The organism is Halobacteriovorax sp. DA5 (genome assembly GCF_002903145.1).
Taxonomy (GTDB): domain Bacteria; phylum Bdellovibrionota; class Bacteriovoracia; order Bacteriovoracales; family Bacteriovoracaceae; genus Halobacteriovorax_A.
Window position 1 is genome coordinate 206,652 of the sequence record NZ_PPDJ01000007.1, and the last position, 18,867, is coordinate 225,518.

Annotated in this window: 24 protein-coding genes; 10 read left to right on the top strand and 14 right to left on the bottom strand. The window is 36.3% G+C overall.

Annotation, left to right across the window (positions count from 1 at the left end):
- Window positions 1-43 precede the first annotated feature (43 nt).
- Window positions 44-484 (top strand): methylglyoxal synthase, encoded by a 441-nt coding sequence (locus C0Z22_RS10220; protein WP_103218272.1) that lies wholly within the window; start codon window positions 44-46, stop codon window positions 482-484.
- Here the strand turns inward: C0Z22_RS10220 and C0Z22_RS10225 are convergent.
- A complete protein-coding gene (locus C0Z22_RS10225; RefSeq protein ID WP_103218273.1) occupies window positions 477-1,307 on the bottom strand; it encodes a hypothetical protein in 831 nt (276 codons plus the stop codon). The genes C0Z22_RS10220 and C0Z22_RS10225 overlap by 8 nt on opposite strands.
- A 13-nt stretch (window positions 1,308-1,320) precedes the next feature.
- Window positions 1,321-1,779, bottom strand: a complete 459-nt coding sequence (locus C0Z22_RS10230) for a hypothetical protein (protein WP_103218274.1) — start codon at window positions 1,777-1,779, stop codon at window positions 1,321-1,323.
- An 81-nt stretch (window positions 1,780-1,860) separates the two neighbouring features.
- On the opposite strand from C0Z22_RS10230, the gene C0Z22_RS10235 reads away from it, so the two are divergent.
- Window positions 1,861-2,646 (top strand): TrkA C-terminal domain-containing protein, encoded by a 786-nt coding sequence (locus C0Z22_RS10235; RefSeq protein WP_103218275.1) that lies wholly within the window; start codon window positions 1,861-1,863, stop codon window positions 2,644-2,646.
- On the opposite strand, the gene C0Z22_RS10240 is transcribed toward C0Z22_RS10235, so the two are convergent.
- The gene (locus C0Z22_RS10240; RefSeq protein WP_103218276.1) at window positions 2,643-3,803 is read right to left on the bottom strand and encodes an NnrS family protein; all 1,161 of its coding nucleotides are present in this window, start codon (window positions 3,801-3,803) and stop codon (window positions 2,643-2,645) included. The genes C0Z22_RS10235 and C0Z22_RS10240 overlap by 4 nt on opposite strands.
- 12 nt (window positions 3,804-3,815) lie before the next feature.
- Window positions 3,816-4,181, bottom strand: coding sequence for a group 1 truncated hemoglobin (locus C0Z22_RS10245; RefSeq protein WP_103218277.1), 366 nt, complete (start codon window positions 4,179-4,181; stop codon window positions 3,816-3,818).
- A gap of 38 nt (window positions 4,182-4,219) precedes the next feature.
- Here C0Z22_RS10245 and C0Z22_RS10250 point away from each other — a divergent pair, with 38 nt between their 5' ends.
- Window positions 4,220-4,696, top strand: a complete 477-nt coding sequence (locus C0Z22_RS10250) for an Rrf2 family transcriptional regulator (RefSeq protein ID WP_199177549.1) — start codon at window positions 4,220-4,222, stop codon at window positions 4,694-4,696.
- Here C0Z22_RS10250 and C0Z22_RS10255 read toward each other — a convergent pair.
- Window positions 4,680-5,021 carry a MerR family transcriptional regulator gene (locus tag C0Z22_RS10255; RefSeq protein WP_103218279.1) on the bottom strand — a complete coding sequence of 114 codons (342 nt, stop codon included), beginning with the start codon at window positions 5,019-5,021 and terminating at the stop codon, window positions 4,680-4,682. The genes C0Z22_RS10250 and C0Z22_RS10255 overlap by 17 nt on opposite strands.
- Window positions 5,022-5,099: 78 nt before the next feature.
- Here C0Z22_RS10255 and C0Z22_RS10260 point away from each other — a divergent pair, with 78 nt between their 5' ends.
- Window positions 5,100-5,942: an MBL fold metallo-hydrolase gene (locus C0Z22_RS10260; RefSeq protein WP_103218280.1), complete on the top strand. Its 843-nt coding sequence runs from the start codon at window positions 5,100-5,102 to the stop codon at window positions 5,940-5,942.
- Window position 5,943: 1 nt separating this feature from the next.
- Here the strand turns inward: C0Z22_RS10260 and C0Z22_RS10265 are convergent, their stop codons facing one another.
- On the bottom strand, window positions 5,944-6,549 hold the full coding sequence (locus tag C0Z22_RS10265; RefSeq protein ID WP_103218281.1) for a trimeric intracellular cation channel family protein: 606 nt from the start codon (window positions 6,547-6,549) through the stop codon (window positions 5,944-5,946).
- Between the two features lie 120 nt (window positions 6,550-6,669).
- Here C0Z22_RS10265 and C0Z22_RS10270 point away from each other — a divergent pair, with 120 nt between their 5' ends.
- The gene (locus tag C0Z22_RS10270; RefSeq protein WP_103218282.1) at window positions 6,670-8,142 is read left to right on the top strand and encodes a carbon starvation protein A; all 1,473 of its coding nucleotides are present in this window, start codon (window positions 6,670-6,672) and stop codon (window positions 8,140-8,142) included.
- Between the two features lie 30 nt (window positions 8,143-8,172).
- Here the strand turns inward: C0Z22_RS10270 and C0Z22_RS10275 are convergent, their stop codons facing one another.
- From C0Z22_RS10275 to C0Z22_RS10280, 3 genes are all read right to left on the bottom strand, one after another.
- The gene (locus C0Z22_RS10275; protein WP_103218283.1) at window positions 8,173-9,123 is read right to left on the bottom strand and encodes a carbon-nitrogen hydrolase family protein; all 951 of its coding nucleotides are present in this window, start codon (window positions 9,121-9,123) and stop codon (window positions 8,173-8,175) included.
- A 98-nt stretch (window positions 9,124-9,221) separates the two neighbouring features.
- Window positions 9,222-9,395, bottom strand: a complete 174-nt coding sequence (locus C0Z22_RS16030; RefSeq protein ID WP_158246892.1) for a hypothetical protein — start codon at window positions 9,393-9,395, stop codon at window positions 9,222-9,224.
- A gap of 208 nt (window positions 9,396-9,603) precedes the next feature.
- Window positions 9,604-10,032, bottom strand: a complete 429-nt coding sequence (locus C0Z22_RS10280) for a host attachment protein (RefSeq protein ID WP_103218284.1) — start codon at window positions 10,030-10,032, stop codon at window positions 9,604-9,606.
- Between the two features lie 163 nt (window positions 10,033-10,195).
- Here C0Z22_RS10280 and rlmF point away from each other — a divergent pair, with 163 nt between their 5' ends.
- Window positions 10,196-11,110 (top strand): 23S rRNA (adenine(1618)-N(6))-methyltransferase RlmF, encoded by a 915-nt coding sequence (gene rlmF, locus C0Z22_RS10285; RefSeq protein WP_103218285.1) that lies wholly within the window; start codon window positions 10,196-10,198, stop codon window positions 11,108-11,110.
- A gap of 46 nt (window positions 11,111-11,156) precedes the next feature.
- Here rlmF and C0Z22_RS10290 read toward each other — a convergent pair whose 3' ends face one another.
- Window positions 11,157-11,648, bottom strand: coding sequence for a hypothetical protein (locus tag C0Z22_RS10290; RefSeq protein ID WP_103218286.1), 492 nt, complete (start codon window positions 11,646-11,648; stop codon window positions 11,157-11,159).
- Between the two features lie 224 nt (window positions 11,649-11,872).
- Here C0Z22_RS10290 and C0Z22_RS10295 point away from each other — a divergent pair, with 224 nt between their 5' ends.
- Both C0Z22_RS10295 and C0Z22_RS10300 read left to right on the top strand, forming a co-directional pair.
- Window positions 11,873-12,661, top strand: a complete 789-nt coding sequence (locus C0Z22_RS10295; RefSeq protein ID WP_103218287.1) for a hypothetical protein — start codon at window positions 11,873-11,875, stop codon at window positions 12,659-12,661.
- Window positions 12,658-13,098, top strand: a complete 441-nt coding sequence (locus tag C0Z22_RS10300; RefSeq protein ID WP_103218288.1) for a hypothetical protein — start codon at window positions 12,658-12,660, stop codon at window positions 13,096-13,098. Before C0Z22_RS10295 ends, C0Z22_RS10300 begins: the two co-directional genes overlap by 4 nt.
- Before the next feature lie 8 nt (window positions 13,099-13,106).
- On the opposite strand, the gene C0Z22_RS10305 is transcribed toward C0Z22_RS10300, so the two are convergent.
- Window positions 13,107-13,466 carry a nucleotide pyrophosphohydrolase gene (locus C0Z22_RS10305; RefSeq protein WP_199177551.1) on the bottom strand — a complete coding sequence of 120 codons (360 nt, stop codon included), beginning with the start codon at window positions 13,464-13,466 and terminating at the stop codon, window positions 13,107-13,109.
- A gap of 22 nt (window positions 13,467-13,488) precedes the next feature.
- Window positions 13,489-13,821, bottom strand: a complete 333-nt coding sequence (locus C0Z22_RS10310; RefSeq protein ID WP_103218289.1) for a hypothetical protein — start codon at window positions 13,819-13,821, stop codon at window positions 13,489-13,491.
- 210 nt (window positions 13,822-14,031) lie between these two features.
- Between C0Z22_RS10310 and C0Z22_RS10315 the strand changes: the two genes are divergently transcribed.
- On the top strand, window positions 14,032-15,660 hold the full coding sequence (locus tag C0Z22_RS10315) for an AMP-binding protein (protein ID WP_103218290.1): 1,629 nt from the start codon (window positions 14,032-14,034) through the stop codon (window positions 15,658-15,660).
- Here C0Z22_RS10315 and C0Z22_RS10320 read toward each other — a convergent pair.
- The gene (locus C0Z22_RS10320) at window positions 15,657-16,823 is read right to left on the bottom strand and encodes a hypothetical protein (RefSeq protein ID WP_103218291.1); all 1,167 of its coding nucleotides are present in this window, start codon (window positions 16,821-16,823) and stop codon (window positions 15,657-15,659) included. The genes C0Z22_RS10315 and C0Z22_RS10320 overlap by 4 nt on opposite strands.
- Window positions 16,824-16,942: 119 nt before the next feature.
- On the opposite strand from C0Z22_RS10320, the gene rluF reads away from it, so the two are divergent.
- Entirely contained in the window at window positions 16,943-17,830 is an 888-nt protein-coding gene (gene rluF / locus C0Z22_RS10325; protein WP_103218292.1) for a 23S rRNA pseudouridine(2604) synthase RluF, read from the top strand.
- Between the two features lie 22 nt (window positions 17,831-17,852).
- Here the strand turns inward: rluF and C0Z22_RS10330 are convergent, their stop codons facing one another.
- Complete coding sequence (locus tag C0Z22_RS10330; protein WP_103218293.1) at window positions 17,853-18,683, bottom strand: hypothetical protein; 831 nt, start codon at window positions 18,681-18,683, stop codon at window positions 17,853-17,855.
- Window positions 18,684-18,867: the final 184 nt, after the last annotated feature.

Genomic DNA, 18,867 nt, shown 5'->3' on the forward strand with positions numbered 1-18,867 from the left:
TAGTTCACTTTACTTAAATTAAGGACAGGAATAGAATAAGACTATGAAGAAAAAAACTATTGCCCTCGTGGCACACGATAGTAGAAAGAATGACCTAATCCAATGGACTTTAGATCACAAAGATAAACTAACTAATCATAATCTTTGTGCAACGGGAACAACTGGAAGACTTTTAGAAGAAAAATTAGGCATTAATATTCATAAGTACCTAAGTGGGCCTATTGGCGGAGACTTTCAAATTGGAAGTGCAATTGTTGAAGATCAAGTTGATATGCTTATTTTCTTTTGGGACCCATTAGAGTCAATGGCACACGATCCAGATATCAAGGCCTTGCTAAGAATTGCTACACTTTACAATATCCCAATGGCCTGCAATCAAACAAGCGCTGACTATTTCATCAACTCAAGTTTAATGGACTCTGAATATGAGAGAAAACTTTCTGTGCTCAATAATTACAATCAAGCACGAAAAGGAATTAATTAAAAAAGTCCATATACACCTTAAACCAAGGAGTATCTCCAAAGCGCTCAACTACTTTATCAAAGAAGACTTCAACACCTTCTTCAGTTAGGCCCATTTGGTCATATGAAAGCTGCTCATAAAGATTCATGATAAGACTTGGTGTAAATGAATCCATAAGTTTTTCTAGATAAGCTAAGCCTTGTTGAGGATTGCGTGTAAGAAGATAATCATAGATTGATAATCTTTTAATATCACATGCCTCTGCAGAGCGTTTTTGAATACTAAGTCCATTATCAAAGTGATGCCATTGAGGAGTTTTATCATTTACTGTTCGAATACAAAGGGTAACGGTTGGGTTTTGCTCGTGAAGTACACGATGTGAGAACTCCAGCCCTCTTTTAATCTCACGGATATCACCCTTAACCAAAGTTTCATCGATTACACATTCGATTTCACTTGTGTAGATATCAGGAAAGAATTCTTCTTTCATATGAACCTTAAATACTTCATGTCTTGACTCTCCGGCCACAACTTGAAAAGCTCCACAAAAAGAATGTGAATGGATTGAAGTATCTAAAGTCTGCCAGAAATATAGATCAACAACAAAGTGTCCATTATTGAAGATTGTAACAGGTGGCTGACCAAATCCGTTATAAACATTAACTTGCTCAGGAAGAGTCTCTTGCTCTAAACTCCACTGCGCAATAAATGATTCAATCTCTTCAAGTTCAAAATCAAACTTAGACTTCAAAAGATAATCAGTACATACTCTTGAAAAGTCTTCTTCACTTGGCCTCAAGGCTTCTATTTCTTTTCCAATATTCAAAAGGTCTTTTATATTCATTTAATTCTCATTTTTAAATTCGTGTAAAATTACACATTCTTGTTTTCTTAAAATACTGGCCATCACGATTTCTTCCACTATAGATTCTTGAATAGCTCATTTCCTCACCATCGACTTTAAGAAATCCCACTCCCTGTGCATTGGAAGTTTGATTACGATCTTTCATCCATTGAACACGATCGACATTAAAGTAAAGACTCTGCCCATCTCTGCCCCAGTATAGGTTGTGAACATTAAATGTCTTTTCATATTTATTCTCATATTGTTCACTATAAGGCTTACCTATCTTATAATCCATCCCATAAAAATTTATGTGCTCACAGCTCTCCTGCTTAATGTAGAGTTTTTCAACTTTAACTGATCCATCTCGATCACAAAGCCCTTCCCATGTACCAGTAAGTGCTGGGCAATTGGCAAACGAGCTAAGAGAAATTAGGCTTAAAATTGAGAATTTTAAATTGCGATGATTCATTAGTCTTCCTTAAGTATATTTAACTTCATTTATAGATAAGTTTAGCTGTTTTTTCTCTATAATGAAAAGTGGAGTTTTATCATGCTGGCCTTACTTACGTTAACGATCATTTTATTTACTTCAATAACCATTGTGAAAGTTGCCACAAAAATACTGGTATTGACGGGATTAAGTGATGAGGTGGCAAGATTTCAGGCAAAGTCAGCTCTTACTGGAACAGGATACACGACCAGTGAGTCTGAAAGTCTTGTTAATCATCCTTTGAGAAGGCGCGTTCTCAGTTTTCTAATGACTATTAGTAATGTAGGTATAATCTCTGTTATATCAACCGCTATTTTATCATTTGTTAATATCGATACAACAGTTGAAGGACTTAGTCGTTTTGCAGTTGCGATCACTCTTTTTTCAATAATTATATACATCACACAAAGCAATTTCTTTAATAAGTGGCTTAATAAGAAACTTAAAGTTTACTTAGGAAAACTATCAAATGTGGAACTCGTGGATTACGCAAATCTCCTACATCTTGGAGATAGTTTTGGTATTGGAGAAGTGTATGTTTCAGATAATCACTGGTTTGCTAATAAAACTGTAAGAGAGCTCTCACTTCCGAGAGAGGGACTTATTGTCCTCGGAGTGCAAGTTGCTAACGGAGAATACTTAGGACTTCCCTCAAAAGACTATGTCATAACGACTGGTGATACGGCCATTTTATACGGAAGAGCAGATATGCTTAGTGAGATAAGTACGAGAACAGTTGATATTGGTGATACAGAACGAAAAGAGGCCATCGAAAAATTAGCAGAAATTCGAAAAGAAGAAAAAGTTAGAGAAGAGGAAATTGTTGAAACCCGTGAAGCAAGCTAATACTCTCTTCCATCTGGTCTTGGTGCTATTAGAATTTTAAAGTACTTAAGAAGAAAAATAGCAAACCCACCACACCAAAATAATACGGCCACATACAAACTAGTAAAATAATACTGTAACGATATGATTGGAATTAACGAACGTGTTAGTGCACCAATTATGATTAGTAGATAAGATAACTTCGTCCAAGTATCTGCTTGAATTGATCGACCAGTATGTCCTAGCGAAACACGTGTCATTATCCCTATTGCAACGACTGCTAGCCCCCCAGCAAGAAGTAGATGTAAGGCTGCATTTGTCTCATTAACACGCATATTAAAAATACCTACAAATCGTAGAATTAACTCAAGATTAATTAGTGCAATTCCTATGTGCAGAATAAAGAGGATCGGAATGCTTATAGTTGCTAAAGGACGCCATAAATATTGTCTAAAGCAATTTGAGACAATAGCAATAATAAGAATTGCGAGGTTAATAGCTGAAAGATTGTCTTGATTCCATAAAACGGCCAGCATCAAAACAGAAGCTAAGCTAAGAAGGTTTAGCCAATTAGGAACATCAATACTAATATTTGATATTTTACTTCTGGAAAAGAAAGGTATTACCCTTCCAGCGATCAACAAAATAATAAAACGTATTAGCCCAATCGCAAGGTCTCTTCCATAATCTGCCACGACAGCTTCTTGAAATAAATTTCCCCACGTGTGCAAAAAACTACTCAAAGAAAAGCCTAATAGTAGAGGAATAAAAACAAATTTCTGCTTTGGAAAATGCCAAAGTTTAACTAAAAGCATTATTAATAATATAGGGAAAAAAAGATTTAAGTTAATAAGCAAGCTAGAGGGCCCAAGAGGAATAAAATAGGCCAACCTTTCAAGGCCCCAAATGAGAAGTAAGAAAGCCAACCACTTTCCTTGATAAGGCCTAGAACCAGTCCAATTAGCACTTGCTGTTAACAAAAATCCAGCGATCAAGGCACCACAAAAACCAAAGAGCATTTCATGCGAGTGCCAAAATATCGTATCAAGCGAGTTCAGTGGTACATCGATGTGCCCAAGATAAGAAAGAACCCAAATAATGGGATTAAGGGCCGCCATTAATCCGGCCATAAGAAAAAATGGCCTAAAACTGATTGAAAATAGTGCTCTTAATCCCATCACTCTCTCTGCTTACTTAAGAAGAACGTCGGCCCTAGTCGACTCAGCAATTGCTGCAGCTTCTTTAATTAGCTCATCTGCCACACCCAGCTCTTGTAAAGTAGCGCCAAGATTTTCAACAACGGCATTGAAATGCTCATCATTTAATCCTTGAGCAACAAGGGCCTCGTGAGCTTCTCTCATTCCCTTTCCATCATATGTATTTGGACCACCAAAGGCATAAGTTAAAAACATAATTTGCTTTCTTCTTTGAGCGGCCATATCGATTCCTTCAAAAAAGTGCCTAATGCGCTCATCAGCTAGAACCTTATTATAAAAAACATCGACAGCTGCGTTAACTGCTTCTCTACCACCAATTCTTTCAAATAACTTTGTCATTTCATCTCCTTAATATATATCTGAAATACATATTATGTATGCTAGACTTAAATGGTATTAAAGTAAACAGGAAAATTAATATGCGTTTGGCCAGTTTTACAGATTATAGTTTACGAGTACTTATATATATCGCTCTAAAGGGCGATGAACGCTCTACTGTAGCAGAGATAGCCGACAAGTATAAAATCTCAAGAAATCATCTTGTGAAAGTCGTTCACAATCTTTCCTCAATGGGAATCATTGACTCCTATAAAGGAAAAGGTGGAGGCATCACGCTTTCTACTGCACCTGGCCAAATAGTAATTGGAAACTTAGTACGCCAATTAGAAGAGGACTCTCCACTTGTTGAGTGCTTTGGTAATTCAGGAAATTGTATAATTAATCCAACTTGTAAGTTAAAGAGTGCACTGATAATTGCTCAAAATAAATTCTATGAAGCACTCAATGAATACACATTGGACGATCTTATTTCTAATAAAGCAAAATTAGTCGAAATCTTTACAGCGGACAATTAGACTCTAACAGTCCCCTAATATTCTTTTGAAATTTTCTGATAACTTTTATTTGCTCATCTAGTTGAGTTAATTTTTCTTCAAGTTGTTTTCGAAGTCTACCATTTGGATTTTTAGAGGCGAGTACTTTTGCCATTGACTTAATTTCAGAAAGTGAAAAACCAAGCTCTTTTGCCTGCACAATTAGTTTTAAAAGTTCGACAGCTTCAACAGGATAAACTCGATAGCCATTATCACCTCTTTTAGGAACAAGAAGCTCCATCTTTTCATAATAACGAATGGCCGATGAAGGTATTCCCGTCTGCTTAGATAAATCACCTATTTTCATTTTTTTACTCCAGAGCTTGACCTTAAAGTATGGTTTAAGGTTTATACTAATCTAAACTAATCATAAAAAGGAAAACAAGTGAAATATTTTTTTACAGTACTATTAGCATTTAATATTCTAGCGGCAAGTGAAGCTCCTCGCTTTTCAATTATTCAAACAGGCACAGCAAAGACATTAGAGGCCCTAATTTATGAAGAAGGTAGTCTTTTTAAAACAATGATGGTGAATCATGCCGGTTTTCTCATAGAGAATAAAGGTAAGTATATTCTTTTTGAAACTGGCCTAGGCGATGATGTGCATGATCAATTTGCACTCGATATGTCTTGGTGGGCAAAGCCTATATTTGCTTACCATAAGCTTGATTCAATTAAAGATCAAATCAAGGATCACTATAAGATTGAAAATATTATTCTTTCTCATGCTCATTGGGACCATGCTAGTGGCCTTATCGATTATCCAGAAATTACAACACTTGTAAGCGAAGAAGAAATGCATGAAGTAATTCACCCTACTCCAAATCGTACATTTCCTTCTCAATTTAAAAATATCAAAACAAAAGCTTTTAAATGGAAAGAAGAAGAATACCTTAGTTTTCACAAATACTATGATGTATTTGGGGACAGGAATGTCATAATTGTACCTCTTTTTGGACATACCCATGGCTCACTTGGAATTATTCTCAATAATGCTAAAGATGGTAAGAAGTATTTCTTTGTCGGCGATGCTATTTGGACAACAAGACAACTTAGTCCACTTCAAAACAAGCCCTATCTTTCTTCTAAGTTAGTTGATACAGACAAGGCGATGGCACGTAAGAAAATTGAGATCGTAAAACTAATGCAACAAAAAGGCTACATCATTGTACCAACACACGACTTCTACGTGCATGAATCACTTGGCTATTATCCAAAATGGAATTGAGCTATTCTTTCATCGTTGGGAGCTTCAAGCCAAATTTAATAGCACCATACCTTAGAACAAATGTTGTGATCATTACTGCCAGCGCTGGGTATAGAGGATCAAAATCAATTTGAGAAAGAATGATGAAGACGACAGACGAAATCGCAGCTACTGTCGCATATAGTTCCTTCTGATAGAGAATTGATAATTCTCCGCTGAATGCCGATCGTAAGATCCCTCCTAGCACTGCAGTCACAACTCCCATCAATAATGACGTTTCATTATTAAATCCCAAAAGCAAAGTCTTTTGAGTTCCAATTACAACGAAGAAACCAAGTCCTAGTGTATCCAGAAATAATAGTAATGAACTTTGGCGCTCATAAAACTTTCTCATGAAAAAAGTCGAGAGAGTTGCAATGATAATGATATAAAGATAAATTGGGTTCTTAGTCCAAAAAACAGGCTCAGCTATAATAAGGTCTCTTACCGTACCTCCCCCAACAGCAGTTAGGAAGGCCAAGAATAGCATTCCAAATAGATCAAGCTTTGATTTTCCACCAACTGAAGCACCTGTAACAGCGAAGGCAAAGGTACCAAGGTAGTCAATATAGATAAATTCATTTGTCATATTTTCCTCTATAAAGAGTTTAGCATATATTTCAATAAAATTTACTTTTAGAATTTACCAAATAATTACTATTATCCAGTTATAATGAATAAAGAAAACTTTTAACCATGGATGTGTTAAGTGCTTATTTTTATCATTTGTCTTTTGATGCTTGCTTTTGCTTATAAATTCTATAGCCCATTTGTTGAAAAACAAGCAGGTATCGACTCTCAGAATCTAACACCAGTTAAAAAATTTGAAGATGGTGTTGATTATGTTGAAGTATCACCTACAAAGGCGTTCCTAATTCAATTTCTAAATATCGCGGGAGTTGGCCCTATTTTTGGACCAATTCTAGGTGCTATTTATGGACCTATCGCACTCGTTTGGATTGTATTGGGAAATATCATTGGAGGCTCTGTCCATGACTTCTACTCGGGAGTACTTAGTATTAAGGAGGATGGAAAAAGTTTACCTGAAATAGCAGGTCACTATTTAAACACATACTTCAAAGCGATCATGCTACTTTTTACAGCAATGCTCCTCTTCTTTGTTGGTGTTGTATTTATCATGAGCCCCGCCGGCCTAATCAGCAATCTCGATGCCTTTAAAGACACGATGTTTGCCAGTAATAACTTCTGGGTACTAGTCATTCTCGCTTACTATCTACTAGCGACACTACTTCCTATCGATAAAATTATTACAAAATTTTATCCATTATTTGGTCTATTAATGGTTGTAATGACCGTCTTGATAGCAATTTCATTAATTCTTCACGCACCAATGTTACCAAAAATAGAGAATATCTTTGCATACATATCGCATTCACATATTAACTATGAATTATTAAACAGAGATCCTAATGGACCCCCTGTATGGCCACTCTTATTCGTGACAATTACTTGTGGTGCAATTAGTGGATTTCATTCAACACAAGCTCCAATCATTGCAAGATGTCTTGGAAATGAAAAATATGTAAGGCCAGTTTACTATGGAGCGATGTTAGCTGAAGGTGTTGTGGCATGTGTTTGGGCCCTTGCCGGAATATCTGCGTTTCCAGAAGGTTACGTACAACTAAAGGCCGTTATTGCACAAGGTGGTCCAGGGCTAGTCGTGAAACAGATCTCCTCAACATACCTAGGTGCTCTTGGTGGTGTTATGGCCGTTTTGGCGGTTGCAGTCTTCCCTATAACTTCAGGAGATACTGCATTTCGCTCATTAAGATTAACGATTATTGATGCATTTAATATTCATCAAAGCATAAGGAATCGACTATTGGTTTCAATACCAATTCTAACTGTCGCCTACTTTATGACAAAAATCGACTTCTCTCTTATTTGGCGCTACTTTGCCTTTTCAAATATGCTCTTATCAACAAGTGTTCTCTGGCTTGCAACGAAGTATTTATTTGATCGCAAAGCAATACACTGGATAGTTAGCTTACCAGCAATTGTTGGAACGGCAGTTACAATTTCATATATTCTGACTGCTCCTATAGGAGTTAATCTTTCAAAAGAGCAGGCCCAGCCAATTGGAGTTATAGTTGGAATCATTTGCTTAATTATCCTTATCGTTTTTCATCGTAAGAAATACTCACTTAAGGCCCAAGTATGATCACGTAGGTCCTTTAATAAAGGACCTATACTAACTTGCTTTTTTCAAATGAAATGAATCCATTTTGCTTTTATCTACTGTTAAATTAAAAATGTCTGGTCGAGAATAATGACCTCCAATATCAAGAGATCTTCTTGCATCAATAACTTCCTCTAAATCATATTCTGCATAAAGAATTCCTTTTTCCCGTGACATTGGACCAGCAACGGCACCTCCAAAAGGTTTAAATAAAACAGCATCACCATCAGATAACCAATCATCAGGCTCTGGGAAAACATCATCTTTAAAAGGTACATCATCAGGAATATCACAACATTGAATAGCTGTAGAACATCCTGCGACCCAGCAGCCTCCCTCTCTAGCTATATGCTTAAGAGTTCCAAGCCAAGATTCCCCACAGTCCCAAGTTGGGGCCAAGTAAACCTCGACCCCTTGGGCATATAAACTAAAGCGAGAAAGTGGCATATAATTTTCCCAACATATGAGGCTTCCAATTTTTCCGGCCGGAGTATCCACAACATTTAGGCCACGAGCATCTCCCCAGCCCCAAACCATGCGTTCAGGGTTAGTTGGAATTAACTTTCGATGTAGATTTAGAATTTCACCATCTGGGCCAATAATGGCATATGAATTAAATAGTGTTGAGCCACTTGCTTCAGAGTTAATTTCATTAAAGCCAATTGCAACGGTTACGTTTTTCTTCTTAGCTGTTTCTTGAATATCTGATAGTTGATTTTTAGAGAGATCAATTGAGTTTTTAAAAAGAACATGGTGAAGTTCTTTAAACATCAGCATATCTCCACCAGGTCGAAGCCGCCATACCCAAGAAGGATAACCTGGTAAATATGCCTCAGGGAACATGACTAGCTGAGCGCCTTCTCTAGCTGCTTCAGTGATAGAATCACAAGCTATTTCGATTGATTTCGTTAAATTTAAAAATACAGGTGGAAGCTGAACGATTGCAAGTTTTTTCACTTTCATCTCCTTAAGTCAGCACCTCTCCGAGTATTTTAATTTAAACATATAATTGAATAGAAAGATATTTAACCTCTCTTAAATTTGGATGTTAAACCTCCAAATTATTTTCCAAAAAACTCACTTCGATATTCTTTAATTCCAGCTTTATTGTGACTTTTACAATCTTTTGATGAATCTTTGTTAACCTTTTCTTTTTTTACTTCTTTTACCTTCTCCTGCGAAGCAATAGAAGTCATTGATAAAAGTACAGCACAACACAGTATAAGTTTCTTCATATCTATTCCCTTGTTAAGTCTCTTTCAAAAAGATAACACTTGAAACCACTTATATATAGGGACCTTACGAAGATTTCACACTACGATAAAAGATTTAACAAAAATAACTAAAGTCAATAAATAGAGATAAGACGAGGTAATCAGAGAATAAAAAGAAGGGCCATTACCTGACCCTTTTGTTTTACAATTTTATAACCATTACGCTGCACTAAGCGGCCATAATTTTTTCAATTTCACTATCAGGCAAGTTTCCGAGGTCCTTATTTAAATAATTGCTAACCTGCTTATTCAACTTGCTATTCAAGTTATTTCTTATCACTCCTAAAAAAGAGTTCTCCGCTACTATCACAAGCTCATCAAAATTATGCTTATCATGATTTTGATTTAAGAACTGATTAATCTCTTTTGCAAATAATTCTTCACGATGCTGCTTATTTGTTTTCTTAGGTGTAAAAGATTGATAACCGTGAGCACTACTATTGGCCATTGAGCCATGGCGGTCCGAATTCACCTCTCCCTCTTTTAATTTAATCCTAGGATTTTCAAGGGATTTAATAAGCTTTAAGGTATTTCTTTTTTTTCGCTCATAAATACGTGCATTAGACTTGCTTGCAACAACAACCCATGATCGATGCATATCTACCTCCACGAGATATTTTTTTTATCATCGCCCTAATTCAAAAATAATTCCAACAAATAAATAGTAAATATTTCTTATCACAACTCCATGTGAACTGTTCCTAATTTCAGAGCAGGTTCTTTTTTCTTATAAACTGTTAAAAGTATGTTAAAAATATTGAATGAAAACAGATAACAAAGAACTACATCCAAGAAATCTTCACAACAAGAGCTATGATTTTAATGCTTTAATAAAGAGCTTTCCGACTCTTGAAAGTTATGTAAAAGCAAATCAATACGGAAATCAAAGTGTAAACTTCTCTGATGCTGGAGCACTTTTATGTCTTAATCAGGCACTTTTAGCTCATTACTATAAAGTGACTAATTGGAGTGTTCCCCAAGGAAATCTTGTACCGCCTATTCCAGGACGAGTCGACTATATTCATTATATTGCCGACCTTTTAGCAGAGGACAATAATGGAAAAGTTCCAGTTGGTCCAAAAATAAAAGGACTAGATATTGGAACTGGAACGAGTTGTATCTACCCTATTCTTGGTAATAGTATCTATGGTTGGAAATTTGTTGGAAGTGATATTAGCTCTGAAGCAATAAATCATGCCAATACAATTCTTAAAGCAAATTCATCTTTAAAAAAGAATATTAAGGCACGCTTTCAAAAATCACCTCAACATATCTTTAAAGAACTAATTAAAAGTGATGAGAAGTTTGATTTTACGATGTGTAATCCACCTTTTTATTCATCACAAGAAGAAGCCGATAAAGAGAGAGCTAAGAAGCTTAAAAATCTGAATGCAAACAAAATCAAGAAAGGACATAACCCCACGGCAAAATCGAATTTTGGTGGAGTAAAAAATGAGCTCTGGTGTGAAGGTGGAGAGAAAGCATTTGTCACAAATATGATTCAAGAAAGTGTTGAATTTAAGCAACAATGTCACTGGTTTACGACTCTTATTTCTCAAAAAGAGAATCTAGTTGATTTAAATAAAGAGCTTAAGAGACAAGGTGTAAGCGATAGTCGAGTTATTGAAATGATTCATGGACACAAGATTGCTCATATTCTTGCTTGGAAATTTTAGAAGTCCATACCTTGACCTTAGGGAAATCAAGGTATGGACATATGTATTAAAGAAGGATGATTGTGTGAACAGCACCTTCTCTAACAACTTCAAATTCAAACATTTCAAGAGCAAGAGCTTTACGATCAGATCTCTTAGCATTTGATAGGATTTCTAAGTCAGAGCTTGATAGCTTATCTAGAGAGATATTGAAAGCTACAAATTCAGTTCTTTTTCCGTTATTTACTTCACCGTGACGATCAGCTGTACCAAATGGCTTGAAGCTAAGAATAACTTGAGCAACTTGAACTTTTGAAAGAGTTACTTCGCTACAAAGACCAGTTTGAGCTCTATCTCTAACTGGACCATTTGAGTTACAGTTAGTAACAACAACATTCTTTGATTCAACAACTTCAGTTAGTTTGAAGTCAAATACGTTTACGTTTACTTTTCTAGAAGATTCAACAGTTTTCTCAGTTGCGAATACATCGTATGAGATTGTTTTTGCTTGAGTTGAAAGTCCAGCGATTAGTGTAAGTGCGATTAATAAGTTTTTCATAAATCCTCCAAGAATTGGTTAGCAATGTTTTCTATGGGGGTAATTTGAACTAAGCACGACAAAAAATATATATTCTTCAAATTTTGTCCAAATTTTCAAAGACATTTGTCCAATATTGTAATTTCAAGGCCCTAGAACGGACAAATCCTATGTTTTTGTCCAAAATTTTCATAGTTTCACAACAATTATTGATTAAATGAATAGTGAACGATAGTTATATATCCATGCAAAATAGCATTTCTACTTCCCATTCAAAGCTTGGCCTTAGGGCACAAGTACAAGCCGATATCAATCGCTACCTTGTGAACTTCAAGGATGCTAAGATTGGGCAAAGAAAGCTTGCTGAAAGTGCTGATATTCATCCAAAGACGATCCAAAGAATCTGTCGCCAAGAGAATACTCCAGGGCATATTACAATTCTAAAAATTTACCGCGTCCTTCTTGGAGAAAGTAATACTTCAAAACTACTTCCCCTACTTCCAACTGCAATCAAAGAAGTTGTACTTAAAGATGGAATCGATCTACCTGAAACTGACGTTGATTACTCAGCAGTGATTAAAAGTGAAATCCTAAAGAATGATGTCTTTTGCGAGATTTACTTTTTAATTGATACAGCACCTGTTACTCGTGATCTCATTATGTTCAAATACGGAGAGCATGGACTACATATTCTTGATAATATGTTTTCTCTTAATGCTATTAAATACCTCGATGATGGAGCGATCGCTCTTGGAACATCTAGGGTGCAGCTAGATGCTGAAATAATTAAGAAGGCCGGCTTAACTCTATCGCAGAAGTATTCTAAACACCAAAACTGTGAAATTACTGGTGATAACTTCATCGGACTTTATGTTGATTCGCTACCAGAGGAAGCTTATCAGAAATGGCTTGAGATCGATAAAGAAGCATTTATAAAAAAAGCTGAAATAGCGAAGCAGTATCGCACTAATGTAAAAGGCAAGAGGGTCTTTACTTATATGACGACTGATACATTTACAAAGAGTGAATTATGAAAGTTTTAAAATGGATAATCCTAGCAAGTTTAGCAACGACTATATTAGCTGGTGGAGACTATGGTGGTGGCCCTAAAGTTGTAGCACTAAACAAACTCGACCACTCTGTTCAGCTCGGAGACATCAAGCTCTCTAGGAATAAAGATAAGATTGAACTGACAGTTATCTATCAAAAACGAGTTACAAAATTTGATCCTTTCTTAAGTGAAAAGGATGCTAATAAACTGATGTATGGAAAATACGCTGAAGTTAGAGTTAATTACGACAAAGAATTATTCAATCAAGACTTAATTGATGAATTAAAAGGTCGTGGTCCAATTACCATCTTTAAGTCTAAGTATAAAAAGCTTGTGAATGAATACTTCACAATTGATGAAGTTACAGATCAAGTAAATATTGATCCAGATAAAAAGTACTTTGAAGTAAACTTAAAATAAAAATAGGCTTAGAGCTCAGTATATTTCTTTGCTGAGCCCTTCGCTTTTTCAATTGGATATTTCTTCGCATTCTTTTGTATTTTTCTAAGAGTCACCTCTTCAATATCAATATCGGCCTTAATTGCAATTCTCATCAGGTAAACAAAGATATCAGCAATCTCATCCTCTAGCTTTTCTTTGAGAATTGAATTAGAAGCAATATCATTGGATTCGCATTCCTTTAGCCATTGAAAGATTTCCACAAGTTCAGAAGTCTCCACACTAAGTGCCATTGCTAAATTTTTAATTGAGTGAAATTGATCCCAATCTCTCTCACTTATAAATTTACTTACTTCAGAGTTTATCTTTTCAACATTAATCGATTTCATATAGGCCTTTTCTTCAAGTCTTCTATTCGATTATAGTAATTTTCCCATTAGCAAAGCAAGTAAATGTCGATTTCACAGTAACATCACCACTACATCCACCAGGAAATGGCGATTCATTGTGAACAACGACCTCTAGATCATTACTATTCAGGCGGCTTAGCTCTCCATTTAAGCTATCACACCATTTCTGAGCATCATGTAGAATCATATCCACAGCACCGCTTAGCGCCCCGATACTATCTGTGTAACAAGCATAGTTTTGAACCTTAAAATCTTTGCGAGCGATACTCCCATCACTTGCGAGCAGACTTGCAGACGTAAAAACTGTAAGTGTGATTAGTAGAAAATTCTTCATCTCTCCTCCCTTCGGTTAAGAGTAAGATAGAGAATCATACTTAATAAATACAATAAATTTATGAGTAATATTTAATAAGATAATTTTATAACAAGGAGAAATCTTCACTAACCACTAATAATACAGTTTAAAGTTAACCATCTTAACCATATTAAGTTTTACACAGATCAATTTCCCCTTATAATTAAACTAATACCTTAAGGAGAAGTTATGAAAAGAAAATACGTAGATCACTATAGTAGTTTCAACATTAATGAGTTTAATAAGTTCTTCGATGGAGATATCAATAACTCAATCAATGCTGCTGTCGAGTGTTGTGATCGCTATGCGGCTACAGATAAGGTTGCTCTCTACTGGGAGGGAGTTAATGGTGAGGAAGAAGTCATCACATTTAAGAAGTTAAAAGAAGAAACTTCCAGACTTGCAAACTTTCTTGTGGCCCAAGGAGTAAAACCAGGAGACGTCATTTCAGGACTTCTGCCACGAACTCCAGAGCTTCTTTATACAATCCTAGGTGCGTGGAAAGCTGGTGTTGTCTATCAACCACTCTTTACAGCTTTTGGTCCGAAGGCTATTGAGCAAAGACTAAATTCAAGTCAGGCCAATATCGTTTTTACCGATGATACCAATCGTGCAAAATTAGATGAACTACCGATGAATCCTAAGAAGTGTGTGCTTGTTCGATCTGATGATTACCAATTGGCACAAGACGATATTAATTTTAAGAAGGCCATGGATGAGCAAAGTACAAATTTTGCACCAGTCATGAGAAAGGGCGAAGATACTTTCTGTCTTCTTTCAACTTCTGGAACCACAGGACTGCCAAAGGCTGTACCTGTTCCACTATTTGCCCTCTCTTCGTTTAAGCAATATATGGATCTTGCAGTTGACCTAAAACCAACTGATCGCTTTTGGAACCTGGCCGATCCAGGCTGGGCCTATGGACTTTATTATTCAGTTATTGGTCCACTTGTAAATGGAAATGCACTGCTTTTTTATGAAGGTGGGTTTAGTGCTGAAAGTACAGTTAGAGTAATTCAAAAATATAAGATAACAAATTTAGCAGGCTCTCCAACGGCCTTTAGGTTATTAATCGGAAATGGAGAAGAAGTATCAAAGGCGATAAAGGGACAGTTAAGAGCTGTCAGTAGTGCTGGAGAACCTCTTAACCCAGAAGTTATAAACTGGTTTAAAGATAAGCTTGATGTTGTTATTAACGATCACTACGGCCAAACTGAAACCGGAATGACGGTAAATAATCACCATGAACTCGAGCATGAAATTAAGCCAGGAAGTATGGGCTATGCTATGCCTGGCTATACCGTTGTCATCCTTGATGAGAACGGAAAAGTTGCACCACCAAATACTCCAGGAGTCATTGCTGTTGATATCGCAAACTCTCCCATTATGTGGTTTAAAGGTTATCTAAAGGCCGACACACCGGCCATCGCAAATGGTTTTTACACAACTGGTGATACGGCAGAACAAACAGAAGATGGACGTATAACTTATGTCGGTCGAAACGATGATGTTATCACTTCATCAGGTTATCGAATTGGGCCATTTGATGTTGAAAGTGTTCTTCTTGAGCATCCTTGTGTTTTAGAGACGGCCGTCATTGGAAAGCCTGATCCAAAAAGAACTGAAATCGTTAAAGCATTTGTTGTCTTAAACAAAGGCTTTGTGGCGTCAAAAGAATTAGAAGATGAATTAAGTCAATTTGTAAAAAAAGGACTAGCTGCCCATGCCTACCCACGTGAAATAGAGTTCATTGACGAACTTCCAAAAACTCCAAGTGGGAAGATTCAGCGCTTTCTTTTAAAAAGACGTGAAGATTAAAACTTTAAATTAGTTACGGGGCAGATGAATTCTTCAAGACGCTTCTTGTAGTCTGCCTCAAACTCTTCACGAGATAATTTAGCGAGTTCGCTAAACTCTGACTTCTTCATTTCTGCCACAAGATCAAATGGAAGATACATCTCTAAAGCAGCAAGTCCTCCATCGATAGAATCAACAAGATTCTTATACCCGCGAATATAACCAAAGGCTTCATCTTGTCTCTTATAACCATCATAGAAAGCCGTTACAATCTCGGCCTTCTCTTCCATCGAAAGAAGATCACTCTCCCCAAGAATTCTTCCCCAGTCATCCATAAATGGCCCAACTGGAATTAAAAACTTAGAAGATTTTCTTAAACACTTAGGCTGTCTCATTGCCATGTGACGGTGGTTTTCTTTTGAAGAAAACTCTTTATTCACCTTTCCTGTATACACAAGAATTGGATCGTAATTTTCATTTAGTTGATGACCTAATTTAAAGATACGCTTATAGAAAGCATCTTCAGGGTTCATATTCCACTGAACCATCACTCGGTCCAGATCCCCAAAATTATGGGCCATTAGAGGAGCAGCTCTTAGAAAATTGATATGATCTCTTTCCTCACGAAGCTTTTGCATAATTAGCTCTTCTTTTTTAATCTCTTCTAAGATGACATCGGCCATCTCCTGAGCAAGCTCAGTCTTACGATTTTTAACAAGAGCACAGTAAGCACCAATAGCAACACTTAACCATGTTCCTTCGTGGGTACTCATGACAGTATTATTATCGTTATTATAGGCCTTGCGACTCGTTACCTGAGAGTAGTCCCAAGTCCAAGACTCAATTGTAAGCCTGGCCATCTTATCAATATGCTTTGAGATGTGCCCATGCTTCCACAAAGACTCTCTAATCTGATTGTCCACATCTGTAGGAACAAATGTTCCCGCCGTTGCCCAGTGAGCACTGATACAAATATGAAAGTATTCTGCTAGATTGATATTATTTAGCTGTTTAAGGTTCTTCTTATAAAACCTTAGCTTCTCAAGGAATGCACGTTTGTCCCCTGTCGTATCGAGCTCTCCCTGGAATAAGAAAGGAGCTGTATTTTCAACATGTTGGAGAAGAATATTTGGTGCAATACCTACACCTTGTAATGCCATTGTTGTCTTTTTCTTTTTACTCATAAGCTCTTGATAACATATTGATCACAAAAAGAGAGAATTATTTCAAGATGCTATATTTATGACATAAAAATGTGATAGATTGGCCCACAATTATTTACTTAGATAAGGTTTATTCAGCAATGAGAATCAATAAATACATTAGCCAAAGTGGTATCTGCTCTCGTCGTGAAGTTGACGAATTAATTGAACAGCAAGTTGTTAAGATCAACGGTGTTCTTGCAGACATCGGTGCCACAGTTAATGAAGGAGATATTGTTGAAGTTCGTGGCCAGGTCGTTAAACCAAAGGTTGCTGAAAAAGAAATTATTATTGCTCTAAATAAGCCTCGCGGTATTGTCTCAACAACTGAAAGTAGTGAGAAAGACAATATTGTCGACTACGTTAATCACGTGGAAAGAATCTTTCCTATTGGACGCCTAGACAAGGACTCACAAGGACTCATCTTTCTAACAAATAACGGTGACATCGTTAACAAAATCTTACGTGCTGGAAATAATCACGAAAAAGAGTATGTCGTCACAGTTGATAAACCAATCAATGATAACTTCATTAATGGTATGGGCGCAGGTGTTCCAATTCTAGGAACGATGACGAAGAAATGTAAAGTTGAACAAATGAGTTTAATGGTTTTTAAAATTACTCTTGTTCAGGGGCTAAATCGTCAGATTCGTCGTATGTGTGAATACTTTGGCTACAATGTCACTAAGCTTGATCGTGTTCGTATCATGAATGTAAGTCTTGATGGCCTTGGAGTTGGAGACTGGCGTGAGTTAAATGAGAGAGAAATTGCGACTCTCTACAAATTAATTGAGGGTTCTTCATCAGAAGATGCAAAAGCTATTAAAAAAGCTCCTGCTAAGAAACCGCAACAGCCACAGAAAAAGAAAAAAAGTAAGTATGACAAACTCTTTAAAGATTTAGATAAGGAGTTTAACTTCAGTGGTAAGACAACAAAACGTGAAGAGAAGCGCAAGCAAAATGCTAAAGGCAAACACCGTCGTCGTTAAACCAAGTGCTTGCCCGCATAAATTACTTAGTAATTCCGCACTCTGCTAAAATTGTATTCTTTAGGTAACGATAAATATCAGACTTCTTTGCAAGTCTCTTTCTAAGAGGTGCTCCAAACTTCTTTGCACTCTTTGACCTTCTAAGCTCTCCAGTACAAAACAATGATTTTTGATCTGCTTCAATAAGTAGATCAGAGATTCTTTCTGGTGCAATCTCAATTTCTTCAAGTCCTTCTTTTTTTAGAACGCGATTTACTCTTCTATTAACCTTAGCAACAAGTTTATCAAACTTCTTTCCACCGCCAATATAACCAGTAAATGACATTTTAGCGGCATTCTTAGCAGCAATAATTTTAGAGCTAATAACACCAAACTTTACAACGTTATATACAAGAACAATACCAATAGCACCAATCCCTGCACCAGCTCCAGTTTGAATTGCTTCAATTGGCTTAATTCCAAAATCATCCATAATCTTTTGGGCCGTTTCAGCGTCAATCGTCTCTGTTAAATCAATATCAAGTAGTTCTAGAATTTTTTCACCGAACTCAGTAATTGGACCACCATCTGCAATACCACCAAGAACAAATCCACCGATTGTCGCAACAATTGGAAGTTGAACTAGCCCCAGTGTAAGCTTCACTGGTTGCATAAGTAGATCTTTTCTAAGCTTCCTAACTCTTTGATGATATTCATCCATACACGTTGTATTTGCGGCGAAGTTATTTTGCGCATAATTCTTCATTTCTCTGTAAGTGTTAATCTTTTCAAACTCAGCTGGTACTTGAGTTTGTGCAACAACAGATGATGCAAAGGCAATAGTAATCATAATCGTTAATAAGCTACGAAACATTTTTCTCTCCGATAAATTTCTCTGTAAATAAATATAGATGACACCAATACTGGCCGGTAAGAAGCTTTGTCAACCGTCTAAAAATGCATAAGAGACAGAATAAGACGTGATTCTTTAGGTTATCTAAAGATTAAAATGATGAATGTGCATGAATACTTATAAGAACTAATAAAACTTAAAAAGA